The sequence below is a fragment of the Thalassospira sp. UBA1131 genome (genome assembly GCF_002311515.1).
Taxonomy (GTDB): domain Bacteria; phylum Pseudomonadota; class Alphaproteobacteria; order Rhodospirillales; family Thalassospiraceae; genus Thalassospira.
In genome coordinates this window covers 81,140-95,429 of sequence record NZ_DCAO01000065.1, presented here as the reverse complement: position 1 = coordinate 95,429, position 14,290 = coordinate 81,140, and the positions used below count along the sequence as shown (strand labels likewise).

Sequence of the window (14,290 nt, the reverse complement as noted above, 5' to 3'; positions counted from 1 at the left end):
AAGGCTGAATATCTGTAAGCAAACGCCAGTACTCAAGGACTGTTATGAAGAAACTGAAGGTTATGACTGTGGTCGGAACCCGGCCCGAGATTATTCGCTTGTCGCGGGTGATGGCCAAATTGGATGAGCACTGTGAGCATGTGCTTGTGCATACCGGACAGAATTACGATTACGAACTGAATGAAATCTTCTTCAATAACCTAGGCATTCGTAAACCTGACCATTTCCTAAGTGCTGCTGGTGCCAGTGGTGCAGAAACCATAGGCAATGTAATCATTGCTGTTGATGGTGTGTTGGCCGAAGTGGAGCCTGAAGCTGTGCTGGTATTGGGTGACACGAATAGCTGTATGGCAGTGCTGCCAGCCAAGCGCCGCAAAATTCCGACTTTCCATATGGAAGCAGGCAACCGCTGCTTTGACATGCGCGTCCCGGAAGAGATCAACCGACGCATCGTTGACCACATAGCAGACATCAACCTCACGTATAGTACTATTGCACGTGACTATCTGCTGGCCGAAGGTTTGCTGCCTGATCGGGTAATCAAAACCGGCAGCCCCATGTTTGAGGTGCTGAACCACTACCGCGAAGGCATTGACGATTCAGATGTAATGGATCGTCTTGGCCTCACGCAGCATCAGTTCTTCGTCGTCAGTGCTCACCGTGAAGAAAATGTAGATTCCGATAAGAACTTCCTCAAACTTGTCGATGTGCTAAACGCCGTTGCAGAGGAGTACGATTTACCGGTGATTGTTTCAACGCACCCGCGAACACAAAAACGCGTAGACGCCATGGGGGTTGAGTTTAATGCCAACGTGCAGCTACTGAAACCGATGGGATTTCAAGACTATAACAAATTGCAGCTCTGTGCCCGTGCAGTACTGTCGGACAGTGGCACCATCAATGAGGAAGCATCGATTCTGAACTTCCCTGCGCTGAACTTGCGCGAAGCACACGAGCGCCCGGAAGGCATGGAAGAAGCTGTCGTGATGATGGTAGGGTTGGAGGTGCAGCGTGTGCTGCAGGGGGTAGCGATTCTAGAGGCACAAAGTCGCGGAGATGCACGCAGCCTTCAATTGGTTGCCGATTACAGTATGCCGAACGTATCGGACAAGGTTTTACGTATAATACATAGCTACCGGGACTACGTTATGCGGACCGTTTGGAAGCAGTATTGATGTTCTTTGATCGAGAAGATTACGTTATCGTGATGCGTACTTTTTGGCCTGTTTCTCCTGTTGTGGGAGAGGGCATGATGCAGGTCTCTGAGAGGTTAGCTTGTGAGGGGAGGTGTCGCGTTGTCACTCAAGATCAGTTTGGTTTAAGAGATGCTGTCAAGGAATTGAAACGCGGTCAGAATGTGGCTTTTAGCCCTGTTTATGCCCTATCCAATTCCTCGTCAAAAATGCTGACAAGAGTGCTTGATCTTTTGTGGTTCACTTTAGCAGTGTTTTTTGTTTTGCTGCTTCGCCGACCAAGAGTTGTCTATGTTGCAACTGATCCTCCGTTGCTAGTTCCGGTGGTCGTTGCGCTCTACGCAAAATTATTCCGTGCGAGCTATGTGTATCACGTGCAAGACATACATCCAGAGGCTACTGGCATAGTATTTTCAAAATTAAAAAAAACATATCTGCGATACCTATATCGTTTCTTCCGTTATTTAGACGGTTTAGTTGTGAAAAATGCTGCCAAGATCATTACCCTCACTCCGGAAATGGCAAATTCACTTACTAAGCGGGGGGAGATCAGTCTTTTATCTATTACCTATATCAATAATCCGGCCGCCCCTTTACCTTTCAAGCCTGTAGACTTGAAATATGATTATTCATTTGTAGGTAACGCGGGGAGGTTGCAACGTATACCTCTATTGATCAGTGCTATTAGGCAGTATTTACAAGATGGTGGAAATAAAAAATTTGCATTTGCAGGCGCTGGAGTCATGTCGAAAGACTTACGAAGATTGTCAGATGAATTTCCAGATAATGTTGAGTACTTTGGAAAAGTTCCTGTTGAAAAGGCTGCTCAAATAACGTTGGCCTCACAATGGGCAATGTTGCCGATTGAGGATGAAGTATGCCTTTATGCGTTCCCTAGTAAGGCCTCCACTTACGCTGTGTCAGGAAAGAGTATAGTCGCTATTTGTGGTTTTACCACTAGCGTTGGTCAATGGGTGCGCAAGCACAACCTTGGTTTAGTTGTAAATCCTGATGTTTCTGCTTTGATGGATTTTTTCAACGAAAAAAATATTGATCAAAAAAAAGATAGTTTTTACTTCAAAAAAATTCAAAAAGAAGGCAGGGGCAATTTAATTGATCAACTTTCCACTGATCAGTTCGTTTCTGGAGTTGTTAATGTTTTGAAAGGTGCAATGAATTTGTCAAAAGATTAGGTGTTGAAGTGGTTTTTTTAATTGATATTATCGTCATGAGTGAATTGTATATTGTATTTTCATGTTCTTAAGTTTAGATATATTGGTTTTTTAGGGCTCCACGGTTTTTCTCAGCCCCTCCGGGCGGATACAAAAAGACACGCACCTTTCTATCTCATAGTGAAGAAGGGTACGGCATTTGTTGTTACTCATTGTTCCAGTTCTTCTTTGGCCATGTCGTTCAGAAATTGTAAGATTGTTTTAGGTTAATGAGATCAATATGCCGACAGCCGAACTATTGGCTGAAACGGATATGAAAAGGACTGCAGAGGTGTCTCTCTAGGTATTTCAAGTAATTTTTCCAAATGGTTGCTAGAAAAGGCTTCGGCTTAGAAGTTATTAATTGAGATAAAAGATGATGGTCGCAGCGATAAAAATCGCTGAAAAGAGGTGCGTGAGACTCTGTCATGTGGAGTGTCTACTCTACGCCAGTTTTTAGCCTTCCTAAGATGTTGTCGACTTTGTGACGGGCTTTATAGAGCTTTCGCAGTATGGCTAGTGCGTATTTCTGTTTTTTTACGGGGTAGGGCTTGATGCCAATCAGATGAGATGCAGAGGTTGGCAGGCTTTTATATTTAAGATTTGAGCCACGATAATCGCTCATCTAACCCTCCGTTAAGTAGGTCAAGTAGCTTACAGTGGTCATTGGCGACAGCATGCAATTTGGGGGCGCGTTTCGTTGGTCTGGTAAGGCGGACAAACACCTCTGTTCTACCCGTTGGGCTCAAACCTGTTGTCGGCTCCTGCACCGCCCGCGGCAGCAAAATTAGCAATCTCGGCTTTGTTCGTTTTACCTCCCAGATACTCATATCTGGTTGCAACGTTCTGTGTCAGGGTAAGGAAAATATGGCGTCAATACACGAGGTGCGCCATACCTCAGGGGGGGGCTTTACTATCCATTGTGGGCCTGGAATTCGTACAGGCTCGTTTTAACTGAGGAGTTTAGGTGAAGTCTAAAAACGGTGATTTCATCAATTTCTCGATGAAAATGTCGGGAAGGCAATGCCTTTTCGAATATTAGTTCAAAAAAATCAGCCAACAGATCGCTCCACTTCTTTCGACAGGAAGACCGACGGTTTTCTATAGAAAGTCCTGACTCGTCTATTTATGACATTGCCGAACATGCCATCCTTAAAATAGAAAAATAGGATTGGTTATTCTGTAGGCTATGATGCACAAGATTCTTAAACTAGACGAATACACGGCTAGTCGAAAATCTATATGTTCAGTGCGTTATTCGGAAAATGGCGGAGAGGGTGGGATTCGAACCCACGGTACTATTGCTAGTACAACGGTTTTCGAGACCGCCCCGTTCGACCACTCCGGCACCTCTCCGCATGTGTGGTCTTGGCGTTCGAGGCGGTGTTTACCGGGATGAGCGCCAGATTGCAAGAGGGAAATCTCAAATTTCGCCGACTCTTTTGCCTGGGCATTTGGGGTGCGTTGTTTGCCCCGGTTCGAAAGTCTGGCAAGTTCGCGCAAATCTGAGGCTTTGGCATGCAGTCCCCGGCGGCGTAAAAGGTCACTCTGTGGTTGACTCTTTGGGGCAAAAGCGGTAATTCACCCGTTCTTCGCAGCGGTTCGGTATCTGTTAGCAGCGGCACCGAGCTGCGCGTTTGTGTTTCCAGAATGTTTTTCAGGAACTTTTAGATGTACGCAATCATCAAAACTGGCGGCAAACAGTATAAAGTTGCTGCCAACGACGTTATCAAAGTCGAAAAGATCGCTGCCCAGGCCGGTGACACCGTGAAACTTGAAGAAGTTCTCATGGTTGCTGGCGACGGTGCGCCGAAGGTTGGTGCTCCGTTGGTCAAAGGTGCTTCTGTTACCGCAGAAGTTCTCGAGCAGGCCAAGGGCGACAAGGTGATCGTTTTCAAGAAAAAGCGCCGGCATAACTACCGTCGTAAAAATGGTCATCGCCAGAACCTGACTGTTCTGCGCATCAAGGACATCAAAGCCTGATTTATCAGGTTGAGATGCAGTTTTAGGAGAGTTTCATGGCTCATAAGAAAGCTGGTGGTAGTTCGCGCAACGGTCGTGACTCCGAAGGTCGCCGTCTCGGCGTTAAAAAATTCGGTGGTCAGGCAGTTGTTGCAGGCAACATTCTCGTTCGTCAGCGTGGCACCAAGTTCCATGCCGGTGACAATGTTGGCCTCGCCAAAGACCACACCCTGTTTGCGACTGTGAACGGTTCTGTCCAGTTCAAGTCGGGCTTCAAGGGTCGTACCTACGTAACCGTCGTTCCGGCCGAGGCGTAAGCCTCCCGTCGGCTGCGCGATACGTAGCAAGATTAGGGTCAGTTCCCATCAATCTCATCCATTCTGCGCAGTCATAAAGACATCTGAGAAGAAGTCGGCTGCGCAGAACGCTTTTCAGCATTCAAGCAGGCGTGACGTACTCAGAGGTCTTTATGACCGCGCCCGCAGGGTTTCAGGCAAAGCGCACAATCGAAATAGTCGACCGCTTGAAAAGGTTCCAACCTGTTCGTCGCAATCGCCCACTTCGCTTGCACACTTTGTCTGAAACAGAATTGCATGAAATTGATGGGAACTGACCCTGGAGGGAGGAATGAGCAATCATTCCTCCCTTGTTTTATGTGATATAGAATTTCGGACCCCGTCGCTGCGCGTCCCTCGCGCACCGGGGAGCCAATATAAAGTGATAAACGGGTGCGCCCGAAGGACCGGTTATGAAGTTTCTCGATGAAGCCAAGATTTATGTGCGCAGTGGCCGCGGCGGTGCCGGTTCGGTCAGCTTCCGCCGTGAAAAATATATCGAGTATGGCGGGCCGGACGGCGGCGATGGTGGCCGGGGCGGCGATATCATCCTCGAGGCGGTCGAGAACCTCAACACCCTGATCGATTTCCGTTATCAGCAGCACTTCAAGGCTGAAGTCGGCATGCATGGCATGGGGCGGCAGCGTACCGGTCGGTCGGGCAAATCCATCACGATTAAGGTCCCGGTCGGAACGCAGGTCCTTGCCGAAGATCGTGAAACCCTGATTGTCGATATGATCGAACCGGGCCAGACCTATCTGCTGTGCCGGGGTGGCGACGGTGGCCGTGGCAACACGCATTTCAAATCCTCCACCAACCAGGCACCGCGTCGTGCCGAAGAAGGCTGGCCGGCAGAGGAAATGTGGGTGTGGCTGCGCCTGAAGCTGATCGCCGATGCTGGTCTTGTCGGTCTGCCGAATGCCGGCAAGTCGACCTTCCTTGCCGCATCCTCGCATGCACGTCCGAAAATTGCCGATTATCCCTTCACCACCCTGCATCCGCAGCTGGGCGTGGTGAATGTCGATGATCATGAATTTGTTCTGGCCGACATTCCCGGTCTGATCGAGGGCGCATCCGAAGGCAAGGGCATCGGAACCCGTTTCCTTGGTCATATCGAGCGCTGCGAAGTTCTGGTCCATCTGATCGACTGCGCCGAAGAAGACCCGGTCGCGACCTATAATACGGTGCGTGAAGAACTTGAAGGCTACGCCGAAGAACTGGTCGAAAAGCCCGAAATCGTCGTCCTGTCCAAGGCCGATCAGCTCCTGCCCGAAATGGTCGAGGAGCAGCGCCAGATCCTTGAAAAGGGCATCGGCAAGAAGGTCTATATCGTGTCCGGCGTGACCCAGCAGGGCTTGAAGGAAATCCATCGCGAAATTCGCGCCTATATTGATGGCGAGCGTGAACGCCGTGCGCGGGAAGGCCGCGAAGAAGAGGGCTTCCAGCCGTGACAAGCAATGCTCTGGCGGATGCAAAGCGCCTGATCATTAAGGTGGGCTCGGCCCTGCTGGTTGATGAAAATACCGGCAAGCTGCGTCGCGCCTGGCTTGAAGCATTGGCCGATGATATCGCCCTTCTGCGTGAACGCGGGGTCGAGGTGATTGTGGTCTCCAGTGGTGCGATTGCCCTTGGCCGTCGGTTGCTCGGCCTTGATCACCGCACGATCAGTCTGGCCGACAAGCAGGCCGCCGCCGCCACCGGGCAAATTAGCCTGTCACAGGTCTGGCAAGAGGCCCTTGGTCGCAATGGCCTGACCATGGCACAGGTATTGGTGACGCTCGAAGATATGGAAGGCCGTCGTCGCTACCTGAATGCCCGCGGGACGCTCAATGCATTGCTTGGCCATGGCGCCATTCCGCTGATCAATGAAAACGATACCGTCGCGACCGAGGAAATCCGCTTTGGCGACAATGATCGTCTGGGTGCCAAGGTCGCGCACATGATTTCGGCCGATACGCTGGTTCTGCTTTCTGACATCGATGGTCTTTATACCGCCGATCCGCGCAAGAACCCCGATGCCGAATTGATCCCCGAAGTCCGCGAACTAACGCCAGAGATTTTCAATATGGCCGGTGTTGCGCCGACCATGTACAGCTCCGGCGGGATGGTGACCAAACTTCAGGCCGCTGAAATCGCCATGAAGGCCGGGTGCCGCATGATCATCGCGCGCGGCACCATCTATCATCCGCTGAAAGCTCAGCTTGAAGGCGCCCCCAATACCGTCTTCCTGCCAAGCGAAAGTCCTTTGGCGGCACGTCGTCACTGGATTGCGACCTCGCTCAAGGCGTCAGGAGCCATCATTGTCGATGCCGGGGCGGCCAAGGCGCTGGCGGCGGGCAAGAACCTTCTGGCGGCGGGCATAACCGGTGTGGATGGGCGCTTCAAGCATGGCGATGCTGTGCGGGTGCTCGGGCCTGACGGGGCACAGATCGCGCGCGGCATCACATCCTATGGCGCTGAAGAAACCCGGCTTCTGATGGGGCATGCATCGGCCGACATCGAAGCCACCCTTGGCTTTACGCGCGGCAATGCCATCATTCATTCCGATGATCTGGTGCTGGTCGAGGGCTAGGCGCAAACCCTGCACAATTCCAGAAAATACGAAGGGGACGTTCGCGTCCCTTTTTTTTGCATCTGCGAACCGGGCATAAAAAAGGCTGGCCTCCGGAATACAGAGGACAGCCTTTTTTGCGGTGGCACTATGGTCCGGATATGCGGACTTAAGCGGCCTGATCGGCAAGAGCGCGAGCCATCTGGCTCAGTGCTTCCTGATGCTTCTCGTGCTTGATGCTTGCGAAGTTACGCGCAAGTTCCAGGCACATACGCTGACGCGCATTGAGCTCGGTTTCCTGATTGCCTTCCAGGCCTTCATAGAAATAGCTTACCGGAACGCCCAGGACCTGGGAGATCTCGTAAAGGCGACCAGCAGAGATGCGGTTAATGCCGCGCTCGTATTTGTGAGCCTGCTGATAGGTAACGCCAATCAGATCCGCCATTTGCTGCTGGGAAAGACCCAGCATGATGCGACGTTCGCGGATGCGCTGACCAACATAACGGTCAGTGTCTGTGGCGCGGTTTGCGCGTTTCGGTTCTTCGTTTTGAGCATTCTCAGTCATGTTATAATCCGTTATCAACCGCCAGTTATTATTCCCCACTTCGGATGCTGTCGGGTTCGTTGTTTTTCCCGATATGTCACACCCATCGCGGCACCTTTCAGGCACTGCGATTTTGATGACCTGTACCTGAACATTGGTCAGATAATCATTACAGCTTTCCGCCAGAAGCTAGCTATATAGGTCAATCGAGCTGTCTTTGTCTAGTGCAGAAGGCGAAAAAAAGACGTTCGTTTCTACGCTGTCTGGTTTGTGATGAAGCGCATAGCTGGCATGCGCAGACTGAATGACCGGCGGTTGCAAAAGGTTTTCCTGAGGTAGGATCTGACCCAAAAGCTGGGTCCAGAATGCTGCACTGCCCACAAGATCATGGGGTTGCAGCCACGCGCCACCACCCTGCGCAATTTTTTCAACAGGTGAAAATTGCGTCAGTTGCTCGATCCCGATCCCGGCAGGACCATCGGTTCCACTGCTCGCAGTTTCGGTCCTGCGGGCCGGGAGCATGGAAATCGGTGTGATCGCGGTCATGTGTTTTTCGGTTTATTGGGTCATTGTTGCCTGTGTATTTCGGGACTCCGTGGGTTTTGGTACGTGGTCATGGCATTGACCCGGCAAAAATTGCCGCCTTTCGGCGGAGCCGGGCGCTCTGAAAGTGTTAACGAAAAATTTATGCAGGATTGGTGCCGGACGGCTTGGGCATGCTGCGGGCATTGTTTGCCGCCAGGTCCGAACATCTGATGCGGGCATGAAAAAAGGCGAAGTGCGCTATGGCAGCTTCGCCTTTTTGATCTCAGTGCCCGGGATGCGGGCCGGGGGCCTTATTTGCCGGACTTGCCACCGGCAAGATTGTTAAGCTGCGCCTGCATGGCTTCAAGCTGGCTTTTCAGCTCATCAAGCGAAGCATCGGATTTCGCAGCACCGGGTGCTGTCGGCTTTTTCGGGCCGTCGCCGGTCGGCTCACCGTTTTCATCCTGCATGAAGGGCGAGAACATCTTCATCGTCTGTTCAAACAGCGCGATGTTCTGTTTATTCATTTCCTCGAACTGGCCAAACGGGAACATGCCCTGCATGGTGCCCTGCATATATTCGCGCATCTGTTCCTGATTATGGCCAAAGGCGCGCATTGCCTGTTCAAGGTAGCTCGGCACCAGCCCCTGAAGGCTGTCGCCATAAAAACCGATCAATTGGCGCAGGAAGCTGATCGGCAGAAGGTTCTGCCCCTTGTTTTCTTCCTCGACAATAATCTGGGTAAGGACCGGACGGGTGATGTCTTCACCCGATTTCGCGTCATAGACAACAAAGTCGGTATTGTCTTTGACCATCTGCGAAAGGTGATCAAGCGTCACATAGGAACTGGTCGCCGTGTTATAGAGGCGGCGGTTCGCATATTTCTTGATAACGATGCGGTCCTGATCATCTGATTTCTTGTTGGTCATGGCGTCTTTCCTGCTTCCCTGTTTCCCGGACGTATGTCTGGCGAACCTTCTGGTGGTGTCGTTCCACCTGCTTTGCGCCCCGGCAATTCACATTGTTGCGTTTACGATGTTGCGCAGCATTTTCGATTTTGCATTCGCTCAGAAGACTGTGAGAGTGCCGCGAATTTTCCAATGTGTCCAGTATTCAACGCGAAGTGCAGTGCGAAAAACAACTTTGGATACCGTTTGTTGCGCCACAGCACGGGAATTCGTTTTCCCGCGACCCTCAACCTCCTATAGTGGTCGCCAACAGATGTGCGTCGCATCTGAACAATACTGGGAACAATAAGGGTATCGCCGATGGCCAAGGCTACGAACGACCCCGACCAACCACAAACCACAGGGTCTTCGTCATCAGACGCCGATGACGAACGGCTTGACCAACTTGCCCGGCAGTTTCTTGAACTCTGGCGCCAACAGGTCGCCGCAACGGCTGATGGCGCCCATGCCGCCAGTGCCATCGGGCGCCTTTATGCATCCCTTGGTGCCGATACCACCCGCATGGGCGAAGGCTTTGAAGCCTGGGGCAAGCTGATCGGTCAAATGGCGATGGGCCAACACCCGGCCGCCGGGCCCGGAAATCCAATCAATAACCCGATGGGCGATGCCATGGCGGTTGCCAACCCGTTGCAGGCGATGATGGATCAGATGGCCAAGGCCGCTCGCGAACTGCCCGCATCCCCGTTCGCAGGCATGCCGTTTGCGCCCGATATGTCAGCGATGGCAGGTATGGCCGGGATGACGCCCAAACCAGACACGGCAAAAGCCGAGCCGAGTGCCGCGGATGCTGCGGGTGATGCTGCCGGTAACGCTGGCGGGAAGACATCCGAGAAAGACAGTGCACAGCCATCGACCACCGATGAAGCCAACAAGACTTCCAAAACCAAACGTGCTGCAAAAAATGCTGCAAAGGGGCAGGGGAAGAATGATCAGTCCGCCAAAACAAAAGCCGCTTCCGCCAAAACGCGAAAATCAGAGGCGGGCGGGGCCAAGACCGCTTCCGATGCATCTGGCAGTCGAGATGACGAGCTGGCTCAGCTCGCGCGCCGCATTGCCGATCTTTCTGAAACAATTGCTGCCCTGGAAGCCGGAACTGAAGGATCAGGCGGAAAGTCTTCTGGCTGAGCTTGAGGCCTACCATCCCGATGATGTCGCACAGGCGCTTGATCGTGTCGCCTTTGATCGACACGCCGGGTTCCATGACGGGGTGCGCGCCTATCAACGCCATCCCTATCGCCGCCCACGCGATCAGGACCGCAAAGATATCCCGACCGTCTGGGAAGAGGGTTCGACACGGGTATATGATTATGGCGCGACTTCTGACAACAAGGCGGCGAAAACCGGCGAAGTCGTCCTGCTTGTGCCGTCGCTGGTCAATCGCGGCTATATTCTTGATCTCAATGAAAAGCGAAGCTTTGCCCGCTATCTCGCCAAATGCGGCTATCGTCCGCTTCTGGTCGAATGGGGCTATCCCGGCATGGATGAAGCCAACTTTGGCCTTGATGATTATGTTGCTGGCCGTCTGGTCACCATCCTTCAGGACGTCGCCGATATCAATGGCGGACCGGTGCCGGTGGTGGGCTATTGCATGGGCGGTGTGGTCGCCCTTGCGGCAACGCTTCTCGATCCGGCACAGGTGTCAAAGCTTGTCCTGCTGGCAACCCCGTGGGACTTCATGGCCGCCGGTCCAACCCAGTCACGCATTGCGGCTGCCTTTGCGCCCTCTTTGCCGCAAATGCTGGCGATCCATGACACGCTTCCGGTCGATGTGCTGCAAAGCCTGTTTGCCAGCCTAGATCCCTTCATGATGGGCGAAAAATTCCGGCGTTTTCAGGCCATGGCAATGGATTCAACCAAGGCACAGGATTTTGTCGCCCTCGAAGATTGGCTGAATGATGGTGTGCCCTTGCCGCGCCGGGTCGCGGTCGATTGCCTGATTGGCTGGTATGTTGAAAACCGCCCGGCCAAGGGCCAGTGGCAGATTGACGGCATTGATATCAACCCGGCGGATTTGTCCTGCCCGGTGCTGGCCGTGATTCCGGAAAATGATCGCATCGTCCCGCCCGAAAGCGCGCAGGCGCTTTTTGATGCCTGCCCCGAAGATCTCCGCACCGAACTCCATCCCTCTGCCGGTCACATCGGCATGATGGTCGGATCACGCGCGGAAAAATCCACCTGGAAGCCGGTGGTCGACTGGCTTGCGGGTTAACCCGAAAGCCAGTTTTTAATCGGCACTTTCCGTGGCAAGTTGGGTGCGCTCCGGCGCCCAGCGCAGGGTCAGGCGCGCCAGAAGGGCGATGATGATCAGGGTCAGGATCACACGTCCGACAAGGACAACCCAGATATCGGCACCAAGCGCCAGCATGATCGCCGTGTCCTCGATCAGGGAATGCGACAGCGACAACCAGCTGAGTGACAGAAACAGCGTCCTTGGTGGATAGTTGTTCTTTCGTGCCTCATCAATGATCAGCGCCCCGCCATAGGTAATGCCCAGCAACACACCAATGGTGGTTACCGGCGCCACGTCGCGTGAAATCCCCGAAATCCGCAGGACCGGCATCATCGCCTGTGTGATGCGGGCCGTGATCCCGGTTTTCTCAAGCAGATCAAGTAGGATCAGCAATCCGACAATCACGCCAAATGTCACCACGAGCGATTTGACCATTTGTAGTGACCAGTCGATCCACCCGGCCAGTCCACTGGCGGCAGTCGTGGTTTCACTCCCCGCCATCCATGAAAAATCAACCGGTTCGGACAGCCAACCTGTCAGGTCACTCACCCAGGTCACCAGTGCGGCATATCCGATTGCGGCACCGACCCGAAGGGCCGTGGTTGCCCAAAAACTTGCCCCGGCCCGTTTGATAATCGCCTGTTCAACCGGCAGGCCATGGGCAAACAGCATCATGGCGCACAGCGCACTAAGCTGTGCGGCGGTCATATCAAGGTGCGCTGCTAGCCCGACAAAGGCACCGACCGCACCATACATGCTGACCAAAACGCAGGTGGCCCAGATCAGCCCGGCCTCTGGCGGCAGACCGATCAGCGCCATCACCGGTGCCAGCCAATTGGATACCAGTTCAACCGCCCCGAATTCCTCGGCAATGCGGACAATCACCATCACGGGCAACATCACCTTGATCAGGGTGATGAACAATTTCTGGCTGCGGTTGATCAGATCAAAGGCATAGCGATGCATGGGGCGGCAATCCGGTTAGGTATTGAGGGTTTTAATGGTGGTGATAGGCGCATGTAAGGTCGTTCAAGGCCGCGATCATGCCACGGGTTTTTGATTTTTGTGCAGCGTATTTATGCATCTTCGTGCAATATGGAAGCGTTATTAAGCTGATTGGCGCGGTGGAGTTGCGTGATATGCCCGAACTGGATCAGATCGATACCAAAATCCTGCGCCAGTTGCAGGAAAACGCCGATATCCCCAATGCCGAATTGGCTGATCGGATCGGTCTGTCGCCCTCGGCCTGTTTGCGGCGCGTGGCCAAGCTGCGCCAATCAGGTGTGATCCACAAAACCGTCGCGGTGATTGATCCGGCCCAGGTCGGACGTCCGCTGGGTGCTGTGATCAATCTTGAATTTCATCGCCACGGCAATCAGTTCCGACAGGATTTTATTCGCAAGGTCCGCAAACTTGATGCCGTACGTCAATGCCATGTCGTCACTGGCGAAGTCACCGGGGTGATGATTTTGCAAATGCGTGACATGGCGGAATATACCGCCCTTTGCGAAACGCTTTTTGATGCCGATGATAACATCGTCTGGTACCGCACCTATATCATCACCGAAACGCTGAAGGATGAATTCGGACCGGCGATCTAGTCCTAACGTGAATGTCAGCGGTCGATATGATCAAGATCATGGACGCGCCAACCGGATCGCGATAGTTTTCGGCTTATGAACAAGCTGCTCCATATTTTCATGACACTGTGTTTGCTGAGCGCCTCGGTCGCGGGCATGACACATATATCTGCCTCGGCCTCGGCAATGCCGATGGCAGGGGCCGGCATGTCTCATGGAACCATGGAACAGATGATGGCTGATTGCGATGATTGCGCGGCCTCGCCACAGGTGGCCGATGCTTGCGATATCATCTGTGCTGTCCCGGCCGTGATTGCCCGCAAGGAACCGCTGGCAAACCTCCTCTCGGTCAAACAACTGCATATCCTGCCCGTGGCCCATCGCGCTGCTGGCATCACGCGACGCCCGGAAATCGCCCCGCCGCGCCTTCTTTCCTGACCCGAACCCGGTTTGGTGGCGGCATTGCCCCGCAGACCGGCCAAGTGCGCGCGCTCTGACAACGGTGCTGCGCGCCAATCATTCCGGCATGCACAATGCCGGGAAACTGTCATCTGTCAGGAAAGTCATCCTCATGAAGAACCTTTCCACTTTGCGCCCGTCACGGCGCCGTTTCTTGCAAACGCTGGGTGCCGGTGGCGTCACCGCCGCGGCCCTGTCCACCACATTACCCGGGATGATCCCGGGCATCGGGCGCGGCATGGCCCACGCCGCTGAGACCGGGGGCGTCCACCATGTGACCGCCGCACCCGCCACGGCCCGCCTTGTTCCCGGGGGTGCTGTGCCAACGCCGGTATGGGCGTTTAACGGCACGGTGCCGGGCTCGCTTTTGCGCGTCAACCAGGGCGAAGACGTCCATGTGCGTTTTGAAAACCAGCTTGCGGAGCCCAGCAGCATCCACTGGCACGGGGTGCGTGTTCCCAATGCCATGGATGGGGTGCCCGGCCTGACCCAAAAGCCGGTCGCACCGGGCGACACATTCGATTATCGCTTTAACGCCCGGGATGCCGGGACCTATTGGTATCATCCGCATATCAATTCACCGACCCAGCTTGCCCGCGGGCTTTACGGTGCCCTGATCGTCGAGGAAGCCGAACCGCTCAGCGTCGATCGGGAATTTGTCTGGCTGATCGATGACTGGCGTCTTGGGGAAAATGGCGAAATTGATCCGGTGTTTAACGCCGGGCACGATGT

At 53.6% G+C, this 14,290-nt stretch carries 16 protein-coding genes and 1 tRNA gene; 11 read left to right on the top strand and 6 right to left on the bottom strand.

Features of this window, described 5'->3' with window-relative positions:
* The first annotated feature begins 44 nt into the window (after nt 1-44).
* Together wecB and B3Z49_RS10315 are read left to right on the top strand one after the other, a co-directional pair.
* Entirely contained in the window at nt 45-1,175 is a 1,131-nt protein-coding gene (wecB, locus tag B3Z49_RS10320; protein ID WP_296990575.1) for a non-hydrolyzing UDP-N-acetylglucosamine 2-epimerase, read from the top strand.
* The gene (locus B3Z49_RS10315; RefSeq protein ID WP_296990625.1) at nt 1,175-2,386 is read left to right on the top strand and encodes a glycosyltransferase; all 1,212 of its coding nucleotides are present in this window, start codon (nt 1,175-1,177) and stop codon (nt 2,384-2,386) included. Before wecB ends, B3Z49_RS10315 begins: the two co-directional genes overlap by 1 nt.
* Nucleotides 2,387-2,843: 457 nt before the next feature.
* Here the strand turns inward: B3Z49_RS10315 and B3Z49_RS10310 are convergent, their stop codons facing one another.
* Together B3Z49_RS10310 and B3Z49_RS10305 are read right to left on the bottom strand one after the other, a co-directional pair.
* Complete coding sequence (locus B3Z49_RS10310; RefSeq protein ID WP_296990573.1) at nt 2,844-3,029, bottom strand: hypothetical protein; 186 nt, start codon at nt 3,027-3,029, stop codon at nt 2,844-2,846.
* Nucleotides 3,030-3,670: 641 nt separating this feature from the next.
* Nucleotides 3,671-3,760, bottom strand: a tRNA-Ser gene (locus tag B3Z49_RS10305).
* A 315-nt stretch (nt 3,761-4,075) separates the two neighbouring features.
* On the opposite strand from B3Z49_RS10305, the gene rplU reads away from it, so the two are divergent.
* The 4 genes from rplU to proB all read left to right on the top strand — a co-directional run bounded on the left by rplU (nt 4,076) and on the right by proB (nt 7,273).
* Entirely contained in the window at nt 4,076-4,387 is a 312-nt protein-coding gene (rplU, locus tag B3Z49_RS10300) for a 50S ribosomal protein L21 (protein WP_008889408.1), read from the top strand.
* Between the two features lie 35 nt (nt 4,388-4,422).
* Complete coding sequence (rpmA, locus tag B3Z49_RS10295) at nt 4,423-4,683, top strand: 50S ribosomal protein L27 (protein ID WP_008889409.1); 261 nt, start codon at nt 4,423-4,425, stop codon at nt 4,681-4,683.
* A gap of 431 nt (nt 4,684-5,114) precedes the next feature.
* Nucleotides 5,115-6,152, top strand: coding sequence for a GTPase ObgE (gene obgE, locus B3Z49_RS10290; RefSeq protein ID WP_296990565.1), 1,038 nt, complete (start codon nt 5,115-5,117; stop codon nt 6,150-6,152).
* Nucleotides 6,149-7,273 (top strand): glutamate 5-kinase, encoded by a 1,125-nt coding sequence (gene proB, locus B3Z49_RS10285; protein WP_064779763.1) that lies wholly within the window; start codon nt 6,149-6,151, stop codon nt 7,271-7,273. Before obgE ends, proB begins: the two co-directional genes overlap by 4 nt.
* Before the next feature lie 148 nt (nt 7,274-7,421).
* Here the strand turns inward: proB and B3Z49_RS10280 are convergent, their stop codons facing one another.
* The 3 genes from B3Z49_RS10280 to phaR all read right to left on the bottom strand — a co-directional run bounded on the left by B3Z49_RS10280 (nt 7,422) and on the right by phaR (nt 9,250).
* Nucleotides 7,422-7,817: a helix-turn-helix domain-containing protein gene (locus tag B3Z49_RS10280; protein ID WP_062956477.1), complete on the bottom strand. Its 396-nt coding sequence runs from the start codon at nt 7,815-7,817 to the stop codon at nt 7,422-7,424.
* Nucleotides 7,818-7,985: 168 nt separating this feature from the next.
* Nucleotides 7,986-8,342 (bottom strand): hypothetical protein, encoded by a 357-nt coding sequence (locus B3Z49_RS10275; protein ID WP_008889413.1) that lies wholly within the window; start codon nt 8,340-8,342, stop codon nt 7,986-7,988.
* Nucleotides 8,343-8,632: 290 nt separating this feature from the next.
* Nucleotides 8,633-9,250 carry a polyhydroxyalkanoate synthesis repressor PhaR gene (gene phaR, locus B3Z49_RS10270; RefSeq protein WP_210514762.1) on the bottom strand — a complete coding sequence of 206 codons (618 nt, stop codon included), beginning with the start codon at nt 9,248-9,250 and terminating at the stop codon, nt 8,633-8,635.
* Between the two features lie 339 nt (nt 9,251-9,589).
* On the opposite strand from phaR, the gene B3Z49_RS10265 reads away from it, so the two are divergent.
* Both B3Z49_RS10265 and B3Z49_RS10260 read left to right on the top strand, forming a co-directional pair.
* Nucleotides 9,590-10,414, top strand: coding sequence for a hypothetical protein (locus B3Z49_RS10265; RefSeq protein ID WP_296990559.1), 825 nt, complete (start codon nt 9,590-9,592; stop codon nt 10,412-10,414).
* A complete protein-coding gene (locus B3Z49_RS10260; RefSeq protein ID WP_081579273.1) occupies nt 10,311-11,498 on the top strand; it encodes an alpha/beta fold hydrolase in 1,188 nt (395 codons plus the stop codon). Before B3Z49_RS10265 ends, B3Z49_RS10260 begins: the two co-directional genes overlap by 104 nt.
* Nucleotides 11,499-11,513: 15 nt before the next feature.
* Here B3Z49_RS10260 and B3Z49_RS10255 read toward each other — a convergent pair whose 3' ends face one another.
* A complete protein-coding gene (locus B3Z49_RS10255; RefSeq protein WP_296990556.1) occupies nt 11,514-12,485 on the bottom strand; it encodes a nucleoside recognition domain-containing protein in 972 nt (323 codons plus the stop codon).
* Nucleotides 12,486-12,658: 173 nt separating this feature from the next.
* Here B3Z49_RS10255 and B3Z49_RS10250 point away from each other — a divergent pair, with 173 nt between their 5' ends.
* From B3Z49_RS10250 to B3Z49_RS10240, 3 genes are all read left to right on the top strand, one after another.
* Nucleotides 12,659-13,120, top strand: coding sequence for an Lrp/AsnC family transcriptional regulator (locus B3Z49_RS10250; protein ID WP_296990555.1), 462 nt, complete (start codon nt 12,659-12,661; stop codon nt 13,118-13,120).
* A 186-nt stretch (nt 13,121-13,306) separates the two neighbouring features.
* Nucleotides 13,307-13,537: a hypothetical protein gene (locus tag B3Z49_RS10245; RefSeq protein ID WP_296990552.1), complete on the top strand. Its 231-nt coding sequence runs from the start codon at nt 13,307-13,309 to the stop codon at nt 13,535-13,537.
* Nucleotides 13,538-13,670: 133 nt separating this feature from the next.
* On the top strand, nt 13,671-14,290 hold a 620-nt coding region (locus tag B3Z49_RS10240), incomplete at its 3' end, for a multicopper oxidase family protein (protein WP_296990623.1).

Coding starts and splice junctions, on each gene's coding strand:
- wecB (WP_296990575.1), top strand. CDS start 45: ATGAAGAAACTGAAGGTTATGACTGTGGTCGGAACCCGGCCCGAGATT.
- B3Z49_RS10315 (WP_296990625.1), top strand. CDS start 1,175: ATGTTCTTTGATCGAGAAGATTACGTTATCGTGATGCGTACTTTTTGG.
- B3Z49_RS10310 (WP_296990573.1), bottom strand. CDS start 3,029: ATGAGCGATTATCGTGGCTCAAATCTTAAATATAAAAGCCTGCCAACC.
- rplU (WP_008889408.1), top strand. CDS start 4,076: ATGTACGCAATCATCAAAACTGGCGGCAAACAGTATAAAGTTGCTGCC.
- rpmA (WP_008889409.1), top strand. CDS start 4,423: ATGGCTCATAAGAAAGCTGGTGGTAGTTCGCGCAACGGTCGTGACTCC.
- obgE (WP_296990565.1), top strand. CDS start 5,115: ATGAAGTTTCTCGATGAAGCCAAGATTTATGTGCGCAGTGGCCGCGGC.
- B3Z49_RS10280 (WP_062956477.1), bottom strand. CDS start 7,817: ATGACTGAGAATGCTCAAAACGAAGAACCGAAACGCGCAAACCGCGCC.
- B3Z49_RS10275 (WP_008889413.1), bottom strand. CDS start 8,342: ATGACCGCGATCACACCGATTTCCATGCTCCCGGCCCGCAGGACCGAA.
- phaR (WP_210514762.1), bottom strand. CDS start 9,250: ATGACCAACAAGAAATCAGATGATCAGGACCGCATCGTTATCAAGAAA.
- B3Z49_RS10265 (WP_296990559.1), top strand. CDS start 9,590: ATGGCCAAGGCTACGAACGACCCCGACCAACCACAAACCACAGGGTCT.
- B3Z49_RS10260 (WP_081579273.1), top strand. CDS start 10,311: ATGACGAGCTGGCTCAGCTCGCGCGCCGCATTGCCGATCTTTCTGAAA.
- B3Z49_RS10255 (WP_296990556.1), bottom strand. CDS start 12,485: ATGCATCGCTATGCCTTTGATCTGATCAACCGCAGCCAGAAATTGTTC.
- B3Z49_RS10250 (WP_296990555.1), top strand. CDS start 12,659: ATGCCCGAACTGGATCAGATCGATACCAAAATCCTGCGCCAGTTGCAG.
- B3Z49_RS10245 (WP_296990552.1), top strand. CDS start 13,307: ATGTCTCATGGAACCATGGAACAGATGATGGCTGATTGCGATGATTGC.